This is a genomic window from Streptomyces yokosukanensis, from assembly GCF_001514035.1.
In the GTDB taxonomy this organism is placed as follows: Bacteria; Actinomycetota; Actinomycetes; order Streptomycetales; family Streptomycetaceae; genus Streptomyces; species Streptomyces yokosukanensis.
Genome location: NZ_KQ948213.1, coordinates 258,697 through 269,165, shown reverse-complemented (window position 1 = coordinate 269,165; position 10,469 = coordinate 258,697). Strand labels below are relative to the sequence as shown.

At 69.2% G+C, this 10,469-nt stretch carries 14 protein-coding genes and 1 pseudogene; 3 read left to right on the top strand and 12 right to left on the bottom strand.

Going from position 1 to position 10,469, the window contains the following annotated elements; genetic code table 11:
* The first annotated feature begins 199 nt into the window (after nucleotides 1-199).
* Nucleotides 200-682: a hypothetical protein gene (locus tag AQI95_RS47380; RefSeq protein ID WP_159056553.1), complete on the top strand. Its 483-nt coding sequence runs from the start codon at nucleotides 200-202 to the stop codon at nucleotides 680-682.
* Here AQI95_RS47380 and AQI95_RS21185 read toward each other — a convergent pair.
* The 11 genes from AQI95_RS21185 to AQI95_RS21135 form a co-directional block, all read right to left on the bottom strand.
* Nucleotides 625-1,689 carry a site-specific integrase gene (locus tag AQI95_RS21185; protein WP_244188801.1) on the bottom strand — a complete coding sequence of 355 codons (1,065 nt, stop codon included), beginning with the start codon at nucleotides 1,687-1,689 and terminating at the stop codon, nucleotides 625-627. The genes AQI95_RS47380 and AQI95_RS21185 overlap by 58 nt on opposite strands.
* Before the next feature lie 500 nt (nucleotides 1,690-2,189).
* A complete protein-coding gene (locus AQI95_RS21180; RefSeq protein WP_067125714.1) occupies nucleotides 2,190-2,678 on the bottom strand; it encodes a hypothetical protein in 489 nt (162 codons plus the stop codon).
* A gap of 16 nt (nucleotides 2,679-2,694) precedes the next feature.
* Nucleotides 2,695-2,883, bottom strand: a complete 189-nt coding sequence (locus tag AQI95_RS21175; RefSeq protein WP_067125711.1) for a hypothetical protein — start codon at nucleotides 2,881-2,883, stop codon at nucleotides 2,695-2,697.
* Nucleotides 2,880-3,257: a hypothetical protein gene (locus AQI95_RS21170; protein ID WP_067125709.1), complete on the bottom strand. Its 378-nt coding sequence runs from the start codon at nucleotides 3,255-3,257 to the stop codon at nucleotides 2,880-2,882. Before AQI95_RS21170 ends, AQI95_RS21175 begins: the two co-directional genes overlap by 4 nt.
* Nucleotides 3,254-3,562: a hypothetical protein gene (locus tag AQI95_RS21165; RefSeq protein ID WP_067125707.1), complete on the bottom strand. Its 309-nt coding sequence runs from the start codon at nucleotides 3,560-3,562 to the stop codon at nucleotides 3,254-3,256. The genes AQI95_RS21170 and AQI95_RS21165 overlap by 4 nt, the downstream gene beginning before the upstream one ends.
* Nucleotides 3,563-3,885: 323 nt before the next feature.
* Complete coding sequence (locus tag AQI95_RS21160) at nucleotides 3,886-6,186, bottom strand: bifunctional DNA primase/polymerase (protein WP_067125705.1); 2,301 nt, start codon at nucleotides 6,184-6,186, stop codon at nucleotides 3,886-3,888.
* Nucleotides 6,183-6,380, bottom strand: a complete 198-nt coding sequence (locus tag AQI95_RS21155) for a hypothetical protein (protein WP_067125703.1) — start codon at nucleotides 6,378-6,380, stop codon at nucleotides 6,183-6,185. Before AQI95_RS21155 ends, AQI95_RS21160 begins: the two co-directional genes overlap by 4 nt.
* A 181-nt stretch (nucleotides 6,381-6,561) precedes the next feature.
* Nucleotides 6,562-6,756: a hypothetical protein gene (locus AQI95_RS21150; RefSeq protein ID WP_067125701.1), complete on the bottom strand. Its 195-nt coding sequence runs from the start codon at nucleotides 6,754-6,756 to the stop codon at nucleotides 6,562-6,564.
* On the bottom strand, nucleotides 6,753-7,307 hold the full coding sequence (locus AQI95_RS21145) for a hypothetical protein (protein ID WP_067125697.1): 555 nt from the start codon (nucleotides 7,305-7,307) through the stop codon (nucleotides 6,753-6,755). Before AQI95_RS21145 ends, AQI95_RS21150 begins: the two co-directional genes overlap by 4 nt.
* A gap of 136 nt (nucleotides 7,308-7,443) precedes the next feature.
* On the bottom strand, nucleotides 7,444-7,629 hold the full coding sequence (locus AQI95_RS21140; RefSeq protein WP_067125696.1) for a hypothetical protein: 186 nt from the start codon (nucleotides 7,627-7,629) through the stop codon (nucleotides 7,444-7,446).
* Entirely contained in the window at nucleotides 7,626-7,871 is a 246-nt protein-coding gene (locus AQI95_RS21135) for a helix-turn-helix transcriptional regulator (RefSeq protein ID WP_067125693.1), read from the bottom strand. Before AQI95_RS21135 ends, AQI95_RS21140 begins: the two co-directional genes overlap by 4 nt.
* Nucleotides 7,872-7,988: 117 nt before the next feature.
* Between AQI95_RS21135 and AQI95_RS46550 the strand changes: the two genes are divergently transcribed.
* Nucleotides 7,989-8,672 (top strand): hypothetical protein, encoded by a 684-nt coding sequence (locus AQI95_RS46550; RefSeq protein WP_067125690.1) that lies wholly within the window; start codon nucleotides 7,989-7,991, stop codon nucleotides 8,670-8,672.
* Nucleotides 8,673-8,681: 9 nt separating this feature from the next.
* Here AQI95_RS46550 and AQI95_RS21125 read toward each other — a convergent pair whose 3' ends face one another.
* The gene (locus AQI95_RS21125) at nucleotides 8,682-10,199 is read right to left on the bottom strand and encodes a recombinase family protein (RefSeq protein WP_067125688.1); all 1,518 of its coding nucleotides are present in this window, start codon (nucleotides 10,197-10,199) and stop codon (nucleotides 8,682-8,684) included.
* On the opposite strand from AQI95_RS21125, the pseudogene AQI95_RS21120 reads away from it, so the two are divergent.
* A pseudogene (locus AQI95_RS21120) lies at nucleotides 10,176-10,417 on the top strand (MBL fold metallo-hydrolase); the annotation flags it as partial. The gene AQI95_RS21125 and the pseudogene AQI95_RS21120 overlap by 24 nt on opposite strands.
* Nucleotides 10,418-10,469: the final 52 nt, after the last annotated feature.

Below are 10,469 nucleotides of genomic sequence, written 5' to 3'. Positions count from 1 at the left end.
GGCCGTGGCTCGGATCACGGGTGAGCATCGCGCTCAGGCATCACGCCTTCGGATCGTCGGCCTGTGACGTCGCTGGATGCGCCGTCCATTGGAACGATACTCCATGCAGCCTTTGATTCGAAGGTTGAAGGTCTATCGTTCCGATGAATCGAAGCCACGGAGGTGTCCGGATATGCCGTCACCCATGTCCCCGCGATGGATGCCCCTGCCATCGGGCATCGGCGCCATGCTGCGCAGTGCCCGCCTTGACGCCGGCCTGTCCCGACAGGCCCTCGCTACCACTGTCCTCGCCTCGCCGGGATGCCTTCGGGCCGTGGAGGCCGAGCAGCGGCCACCGTCGTCCACGCTGGCGGACCGGATCACCCACGCGCTGCAGCTCGACCCATGGCGGGCCGCCCTGCTTCAGGCCGTGGCCGTCGACGAGGCGCAGCTGCGTAGCCGCCGCGGCACACGGCATGTGCACCGGCGCGGCGTCCCCGTGCCGCTGGCCGTCCGCGCCCGCATCCGCACCGAGCGCGCGGCAGGGCGCAGTTGGAACACCATCGCCGCAGACCTGAACGCCGACGGGGTGCCGACCATGGTGCGCGGGGCCTGGTGGAGCACCTCCGTCCGAAACGTGCTTGTTCACAGCCCCGTTCCGGCGACGGGGTTCTCCTCCCACTTGTCGGAGTCCTCGAAGTAGCTGAGCAGGGCCCGGGAGCCGTCGGCCCATCCGCCATGCCGGCCGATGCGGACCAGGTCGTGCCCGGCCTTCCGGGCGGCCGTAGCGAACCCGCGGCGCAGGCTGTGCCCGGACCACTGTCCCTCAAGTCCTGCGGCCTCGGCGGCGCGCTCTACTACCTGTGCGGCGGCCTGCGCGGTGAGCCGGCCGGCCGGGTCGCCAATCGGTACGCCGTGGCGGTACATCGGCGGGGCGATGCGTCCGTGTCGGTCGATGCGGATGAACAGCGGCCCGTCGGCGCGGCCCGCCTCGGCCATGGCCTCGCGCAGTGCGCGGACAGCACGGACGGGGCACGTGGCGGGGTTGTTACCGAACGGCACCGCCGTGTCCGTGAAAGCCTTGATCTTCCTCCGGTACACCGAGGCTTCGACGCCGTGTTCGGTCTCGGGGGCGTCGGCCAGGTCGAGCGCGACCAGCTCGGAGACGCGGGCGGCCGTGGCGAAGCCGAGCAGCAGCAGGGCGGCGTCCCGCTTCCCGATCAGCGCAGTGCGATCGAGGGTGGCGAGCATGGCGCGCAGCACGTTGGGCACGGCTGGCTGCGCCTTGCGGGGCTTGGCGGCCGGGTCCTTGGAGCGGGCGAGTCGGTCGCGGTAGCCACGCAGGACGACGCGAGCGCCCTTCGTGCTGGGCGGGGTGATGTTCGCCGCCGTGTGGGCGGTGCGGATGGCGGCGATGGCCCGCTCGATGCTGCTGGGCGAGTACGGGCGCCCGGTCCGCGGCCTCGGGATGGTCGTGAGCGCGGCGGTGTACTCGACGACGGTCTCGGGTGTGGCGGGGAGCGGTCGGTGTCCGGTGGTGGCGCACCAGGCGGTGAACTCTTGCCAGTCCGTGGAGTAGGCGCGGCGGGTGGAGTCGGCGGTGCCGGCGTCGAGTGCGTCGCGGGCGGCGGCGGACAGGGGCGGGGTGGCGTTGGAGACGACGGCCGACTGACCGTTGTCGGGTACAGCAATCTCCGAACTCTGGCTCATAAGAAGGGACATTATCGGGAGCCAGACCACTGCCGCTGACTGTCTGCCGAATTCCCGTCCCGACAGGTACCGTGCCCCGATGGAAGCTGGAGACGTAGCAACCTGGGTGGGGTCGACGGCCGCGGTAGTCGCTGCAGTCGCGTCGGTCGCGGCGTGGCGGCAGAGCCGCTCCGCAGTCAGTTGGCAGCTTGAACCTGCTCGCGGCGGCGGCCGGGACAGGGTCGTGAACACCGGGAGCAGGGCAGCCCGGGACGTCACGGTGCGGGCAGGATCGTTGTCATCCCCTCACCCCGGGGACCATACCGAGCAGGCCGCCAGCGTTGGCCCCGGTGAAGCGGTCCCGATCCTCGTCGTGCCCGGCGTAGGCACCGGCGACTTCGCGGTGGTCGTTACCTGGCGAGGCCGCTTCGGGCGCGAGGAGCGGTGGACCTACCGCACGCACTGACACGACCGTGCCCGGCCGCCGCGACGACGACCGGGCACAGTGCTGCGCTGCGTACCTACGACGCCGGCTTCTGCCAGCGATCGGCGTACCGGTGGGGCTGCGCCAGCTTGGCCGCCTGCTGATGACCCTGCGGGCCCAGCGTCCTCACCGCGCCCCTGTGCGCCGCCAGCGTCGCCGCCCGCTCGGCCTGCTGGCGCTTCCGCTCGCGCGCGGCGTACCGCTCAGCCGTGCTCACCGGCTCTTCATCGGTCTCCGGCTCCTCATCCTCGTACTCCTCAGCCTGGTCGTACTCCTCGCGATCGCCCTCCTCTTCGGACGCGTCGTCCGGGACCCACACGCCACGCGCTCGCAGCTCCCGCTTACGGGCCCCCTCGCGCAGCTCCTCATCGGCACGCGCCTGGGCCGCCGCCCGCTCGCCGTAGATCTCATACGTCTGCCGGGTGTCCCGCTCCCCCGACGCCGACGCCCACTCCTCGTCACGGGCACGAATCCGAGCAGCGTGCGCGGCAGCGCTCGGCGCGACCGGGCGGTTGACGTTGGACATGGTGATCTCCTTCAGATCAGGCCCCGGACGCTGCCGGGACGGTGTTGTCGAAGGCGGCTTCGGCGAGCCGCCGCAACTTGGCTGCGTGCCTGCGGGCGACGCCTATGCGGCGGGCTTCCGCCAGTTCCTCGCGGCGCCGCTTCTCCCGCTCGGCCTTGATGCGGGCCTGCTCGATCCGCTCGCGTATGACGTCGTCGACGTTCACGACTCCGCCTCCCGCACTGCTCGCAGACCACGGGCAATCGCACGCGCGGTCAGCCGCTCTGCCTTCCGCGGGGACGTGCCGGACGGAATGCTCACCCTGACGGTCACCGACCCGTCCTCGTGCACCCGCGGCCCGGGAGGTACGAGGCGCTCCTCGACGTCCTCAGCTGCCGCCATCACGGCCGCAGCATCGAACGGTTCCCGCCGTACCACCTGCCGCAGCGCGTCCATCTCCCGCGCGAACTCGGGGTCTTTCTTCCAGATGGCTATCGTGCCGGGGCTGACGCCCGCCGCCCTGGCAGCTGCCATGTTGGTGCTGCCGGCAGCAAGTTGCAGCAGCGCGTCGACCTTGCGCCGCGCGGGAGTTGCACTCATCGCACCCTTCCCTTCTGAGCGGGGCCGTCGAGGGTCGGCATCCACGGCCGGCCTCGCGGGCACGCTCGGGTGCCGCGTTGCGGCGGGATCGGGCCGGGCTTGCAGCCGTGGCGTTCGGGGGTGCCCATGTCCATCACGAACCAGAACCTTCTCCAGCAGGTGGTGAGGCTGAGGTCGAGGGCGGCGGCTGCCTCACGGAAGCTGCGGCCCTGGCCGAGGACGAGGTCGACGGCGGCGACGCCGTCGCGGACTTTCACGCCGAGGTCGAGGCGGAGGTGGGGGTAGGGGCCGCCGCGTTTGGTCATGGCGTTTCACCTTCTTCGGGGTGTTCGGGGTGTTGGTGTGGCGCGTTGGGGGGGTGGCCCGCGGCCGCCGGGTGCGTTTCGTGCTGTATGTCCGCTACTGGACTCCTGGACCCTTCCGCTGGACCCGTGCGAGTCCAGACCAGAAGGGGTCTCGTGTGCGAATACAGGTTCTCTTAGTTTAGATTTCAACTACTCACGTTTTCGCAGTTCAGGAGGCCCGCACCCCCTTCGTGGGGCGATCTTCGACACCCGTCGCCGATCACTCACCCACCCCTCGCGCCACTCGGTCCAGCGGGGTCCAGGGGTCCAGGGGGTCCAGCGCGTCATGGGGCACCGTCCCCCACCTCGGCGCGGCCCTCGTCGTCCTCCACCAGCCAGCCCTTCGAAAGCGCGAATTCGTACCCGGCGGGGACTTCCTTGCGCCACTTACTACTGGCCTTCTCCATCAGTTGCTCGCGGCGTACGCCTTCGCGGATCTTCTTCACGCACCAACGGGCCCGGGTCTCCAGGCGGGCATCGACGCGGGCGACGGCAGCGTGCGTCTTCACCGCGTCCTCGACACGTTCGTCACGCTTCGCCTGAGCGGCCGCGGCTTCTTCCCGGGATGCGCGCTGCAGGATTGCGGCACGCAGCTCACAGCTGGTCGCCCACATCTGCTCGGCGAGGTCCCAGTCTTCGGCCGTGATCTCCAAGCGGGCACCGTCGAGAAGCGCGAGCAGGCCGGCCAGCTTCGTCTTCGCCAGGTTCGCATGCGTGTCGAGTGGGTCGATCTGCATCTTCCCGGCCTGCCGTAGCACCAGCTCGGTCCGGATCTTCCGCTTGATCTCGTCGGGCATCGTCATGAGCGTGGGCCCGTAGACGTCCTGCGGGCCGCCAAAGTCGATGTCCGGGCAGGGGATCGGGTCCATCGGGATGTCCGGGTCGATGGCCACGCACCAGACGAAGCGCTGCGCGGTGCCGGTGACGCTGTCCCGCAGGACGACAAGGGCATTGGTGAACTGAAAGCCGACCACCATGCCCATCGCGTAGGTGCCGCGTTTAATGAACCGGCGGCGCTCGGCAGAAGCATTTGTCTGCCCCAGCGTGCCGGACTGCCATGCCGATCGGATCGAGGGCCACAGGGACGACCCGTCGCGAGAGCCGATGCGGATCAGCCCTTCGCCTTCGTCCTGGTAGAAGTACAGGTTGTGCCGCACCTGTTCGCGGGCTTTGATGACCTTGGGGTTGTTCTTCTTGTCGAGCTGGCTGAAGTCCTCGCGCTCGACCTCACCCATCATCGCCTCGGCGATGCCCTCACCCGTTCCGAGGGGAACGCCGTCCAGGAAGTCCCGGTCTTCTGGCGCTTCAAGCAGGTCTTCGGATACCTCGTTGGATGAGCTCTTGTTGCTGCCCGAGGTATCGATGACACCGACGAACAGGTTCAGCGAGGCGGGCTTCTTGACGCCCGTCTGGACCTTGACTCGGTGGTCGACCATGCCCGAGAGACGAGCCAGTGTGGCGTACAGCACCACATCGGAAGAGCAGCACATCGCGTGCGCGTACTGGCGGATCCTCTTCAAGACTTCGCGACGGTCGTAGAAGGCGGCGGGCAACTTCCCGATCAGGCGATCCTGCTGGGGTTCCTCTTCGTCGTTGAGTTCGTCGTCGGCCAGGTCCGGAACGAGCACGTGAGAGAAGTCGTTCCTGGCGTGCTCGCGGCCCACGGGCGGCCATGGATGCCGAGGTTCCGCTATCCCGGCGCGGAGCCCAGATTCGACGGTGGGGATGGCGCGCCCGTCGGGATGGTTGCCCGCGCGTGCCGCCGCGAGCAGGTGTTCGCGGGCCTCGGACTCGCCGAGTGCGCCCGCTCCGACCAGAGTGCCGAGGTTGAACGCGGCCGTGTTGAGCGTGTTGTTCTGATCGCCGTCGGGTGCACTGGCGATGGCGTCGCACTCCTCCTGAACCACTCTTCGCGTGTAGGAGTCGAGGCGCTCCACGCTCAGGACGACGCCGGAGACCGGAGGTGTCGCGGGCTTCTCGGGCCGGGCGAGCAGTGCCTCGGTGAGCCACTCAGGGGCGTGCACGGGCGGCTGCTCAGGGTTCTCCAGGGTGTAGATGACGCCGGATGCATGGAGGGATCCGGGCCCGATGACGAACGCGTTCCCGGCGCGTACGTCTCCGTCGAACTCGCCCTTCAACGCGCCCAAGCCATTGCCCAGCTTCAGCTCGGCGGGCGCCCAGAGGTAGTCGTGATACCCCTTCGCGGTACGGACCCGCATCGTTGGCGCCCATGCCTGGCCGCGGGCTTGGGCCACGTCCTCGATTGCACCCGGGCGGTCGCTGTCGATGACGATGAGCTGCTCGCCGGCCGGACCGCGGCAGCCCCCGACGAACACGCCGATGTTCTGAGGCCGTTGGGCGAGCTGGCGGCGGATCTGCTCGGCGTCCGTCGTGTGCCCGCGGGTGAAGGGCACAGATGGGTGCTTGCCTCGCTGATCGCACGTCGCTGGATCGTGGCCGCGACCGACGCCGGAGCACTGAGGCAGCTCCGGGTGGTCGGCCAGGAAGACGGCGAACTCGCGCTGTACGAGCCAGAGGGCACCATCGAGCGGCGTCTCTGCCGCTGTCTGCTGCTCGGTGGTCACTCGTGCTCCTGGTTCCTGCGGGCCGTGATGACGTCGTCGGCCATGGCGGTGATCTGTGCGCACCAGCCGCGTGCGGCGGTGCGGATGGTGCGTGGGCTCGGCTGCTCTTCGAGGTGGGCTCGGATGGAGCCGAGTACGGCTGTGCGGCGTCCGCACTCGCGTGCCCACTGCTGCCGGAACTGGTCCATGTCCATGGGCTGTTCACTGGGCTGGCTGTCGGCGTCGTGTTCTACGCTGGTGGGGACGTGGTTCGACGTCGGGGTGGGGTCTAGCAGTGCGGCTGCTGGGCCCCTTCGTCGTGTTGTCACGCTGTGGTCCGTTTCGCGAGGGCTCGGCCGAATGCGGGTTCCTCCATGTGGAGCGGCCTCGCGGTGGTCAGGTCTGGTCGTAGAAGCGGCTGCGGATCTCCCACAGCTGCCAGCCGCGTGCGGTGAGCCGGCGGATCTCGGCGCGGGCCTCACGGATGCTCAGGCCGTATCGGTTGCGCGCGAGGTTGTGGTCGGTTGCCGTGTGGCCCCGCCCGGCCACGAGGGTCAGGCGGGGTGCACGGCGGCCGGGACGGGCTGTCACCCGCGGGCCTTGTGGTCGGCGAACACTCGGTCGGCCATGGCGTCGGCCTCGTCGAGCAGCTGCCGAATCTCGGCGGTCTTCGCGCGGACGGCGGCCGCGTCGGTGAACTCCTCGTTGCGGACGTAGACGACCGCGCCCGCTTCACTGCCGGACAGTGCGGCCATGCCGGCGTCGAGGATGGTGCTGCCGTCCTCGCCGGTCACACGAAGCCTGTGGTTGTAGTGGTCGTAGTGGCCGGGCTCGGTGTCTTCGCAGTCCCGGTACTGGCACGCGGACGGCTTGTCCTCGTACCGCTGGCGGAGGCGGGCGATCATGCCAGCGGCGATCCGCTCCGCCACCTCCCGCGAGTAGTGGCCGGGCAGCGCGGTCCGCATGGCCTGGTCGACCACGGCCGGCAGCGCGGCGCAGAGCTGGTCGAGGGTGACGCCCTCCGCCAGGCCAAGCTCGGCGGCGATGTTCTCGGGGTGCCGATCGACGGGAGCGGGGATGTACGGGAGCGCGCGGCCGGTCGGCTGGAAGTCGATGCGCGATGCGATGGTCGGCTGTGCCATGCTGTTCTCACGTCCGTTCTTGTTGGAGCCTCGGGGTCGCCTGCCAGCGATCAGCCCCGGGGCTTCGGCGTTTCTGGTTCGGATGGGCCCCTGTCGCGTTGGTGCTGGAACACCTGCGGTCTGGCGGGGGCCGCTTTCACGCGGCGGTCGACTCGACGCTGCTGGGAGCGTGCGGCTCCGGGGCCTCGATCACCGGGCGGAAGATCGTCCGGAGTGCGGCCTTCTCTTCGCCGGTGAGCGGGGGGCGAGCCGCGACGATGCGGGCGATGAAGTCGCTGGTCGACTCCCCCGGCAGCTTGCGAAGCGTGATGTTCTCACTCACGCCGCGTCCCGGTCGCGCATCGCCCGGATGGCGTCGATGTACCGGTCCAGGAAGATGCCCCGTGGGGTCCTGATGCCGGCTTCCCAGTGGCTTACTGCCTGGCGGGTGACGCCGATGGCGTCGGCCAGTTCCTGCTGCGAGAGGTCCGCCGCTTCCCTGATCGCCCGGCGTTCCTCGGGCATGGGCAAATCGCGGCGTACCTGCAGGCGAGAGCGGATTTTCTCCGCCACCGTTGCGGTCATGTAGCCACCTTGACAGACCCGGCCACATATTTCAACCATGTCGATCGACCCGGTGACATGACCCGGTGATAGGGGGTGGCCGTTGCACGCTGTCACCAGGTTTGGGATGCTCACCCGGTGACAGCCGCCGAACCCCCCACTGGTTTCCTGCTGCCGGGCGCGCAGGACGACATCAGGCTCGACATCCGCGAGACCGTAGACCCCGATCACTTCGGGTTCGAGGCGCACCCGGCCACCGGGGCGCGCAGCGAGGTGTGGCAGGTCGAGGGCGACGTCGTCCGCACTGAGCGCGGGCTGAAGGTCTCGCGCATCGAGGTCAGCGCAGACCCGTCAGGCTCGGTGGAGATTACGGGCACGCTGATGCGACAGATCCCGATCGGCACGCTCCTGGACTACGTGCGCGCGCACATTTCCGCGAACCTCACCAACGAACTCCCGGGCACGCCGTCAGCCGCGCAGTCGGTGCCGGCGGGTCGCACGCCGCTGACGGATGACTTCTTGCGGGACGTGGCCTTGTCATATCTGCGGGAAACAGCGCCAGGCCAACCTCGGGGCGCGACGCGACGCATGGCGGAGGCGTACGGGCGGCCGGAGGAAACCATCCGGACATGGATCGGTCGGGCGCGCAGGGCCGGCTGGCTTGGCCCTAGCGCCAAGGGGCGGGCCGGCGCTGAGCCAGGGTCAAAGCTGTCCGAGTGGCAGCTGAACGAGATCAAGCGTCAGCATCCGGGCCTGGTCAGTCACGTCGGGGTGAACGCGGACGGTAGCACCGCAGACTTGTCCACCTCAGACCCTGAATAGGCCTCCCTCTCAATCGCCAGCAGCGCCCTTCCAAGTGACCTCGATGGTGGAGTCGTCGAAGCCGGGCCCCTTTCTGGCCGCCGGGAAGATCTTGATGCGCATGCGGATCGCCTCGAGGACGCGACGCTTCTGCGTGACCTCCAGGCGCTTCCACTTCTCCCCCGCCTGCGGCCCGATCAGCCCATCGAGCGCGGACATGTCCACGGGCTGAAGCCGCCGCGCCTCCGCCATAGCCTCGTCGATCTGCCCCTTCAGTTTCTGCGTGATCCGGCGCAGTTGCTCCCTGGTGATGTGACCCTCAGCGAAGTCATCGGCAGCGGCCGTCTGCCGGGCCCGTAGCCCCTCGGCACGTTCCAGAGCGGCCAGGGCGGCGCTCTCGTCGGGCTGGAAGACATCGGAGGCGCCAGGGTCGGACAGCACGCCTACGACGATCGTCTCGACGAACCTGTCCAGCGCCTCCATGTTGCGGCCCACACAGCCCGCGTTGCTGGCGCAGCAGTAGGTGGGCTTACGAGCTCCCCGTTTGGCGTTGCCGCGCATGGCCACGCGCAGGTGGCCGCAGCAGACTCCGCAAGTGGCGATCTCGCCCCATGACAGCAGGTAGCGGCGTTGCCCCGGCTTCTCCCGGCTCTCGGCGCGGGTGGCGAACAGCTCCTTGACCCGAGCGTGCTGTTCGGGGCTGACGAGGGCGGGCCACGCGGCCGGGTACTCGACGCCGCGGTGCACACGGATCCCCGCGTTGGCCGGGCGCAGGGCCACCTTCTTGACCGAGGTCTTGTTCCACAAGCTGCCGTCCTCGTTCTGGCCGAGGGTGCGGTGCTTGCGGTTCTGGCCGGCGCCCGGGGAGGCAATGCCGCGCTTGTTGAGGTCGGTGGTAATGCCGATCAGGGTGTCACCAGAGAGCAGGCGGGTCACGATCTCGCGGACGACCGGGGCCTGCTCGGGGTGCTCGATGTCGTGGAAGCCGCTGACCTGGCCGCGGTCGTCGTACTCATACTGGCGGCGCCAGCCGTAGGCGACTTGGCCGTTGGACCGCCCTTCCTGGGCGCGCTCCAAGGCTGCTCGCGCCACCCGCTCGGACTTCACCTCGGACTCTGCGGTGTCGCTCTCGCCGAGGTTGGCGAGCTGGCTGCGGTCGCTGGCCTTGGTCATGTTGAAGAACCCGCCGGACTCGAAGGCCACGAAGCACCGGGCGGAGCGCAGATCCTCGATTGCCTGGGCACGCTCAACGCGGCGGCGCCAGACTCGTGATGGGTGGTAGCCGGCGAGGATGACGCGGGTTCCAGGCTGCGTTGCGGCGGCGAGGACGTCGGCCATCAGCCGGTCATACTCCGGGCGTTCCTCGCCGCTGTGGGCGCTGACGTCGTTCTCGACGTACTCGCCACCGACCTCCCAGTTGTTGTCGGCGGCGAACCTGCGGAGGTCCTCCAACTGGCGCTTGACGCCGCGCCTCTTGTCGCGCGGATCTTCGCTGATCCGGGCGTAGAGGAAGACCAGGGTGCGGATGATCCCGAGGGTGACTGTCACCCTTGCATGTTACCCATGGATGTGCTTTTGTGTTCCCGGGCGGCGTCGGCAACACGCGCAAGGATCCGAAGGCCTTCGCCAGCCTGATCCACGACGTGGAGACGAAGATCTTCGACGCGCTGCCCGATGAGACCTGGGTGTACCCCGGGCACGGCAACGACACGACGCTGGGCTCGGAGCGGCCGCATCTGCCGGAATGGCACGCGCGGGGGTGGTGAGCGCCCGGCGCGGATGGTGAGCGCGGGCGCGTTCTTCACGGTGCGCGCCCCG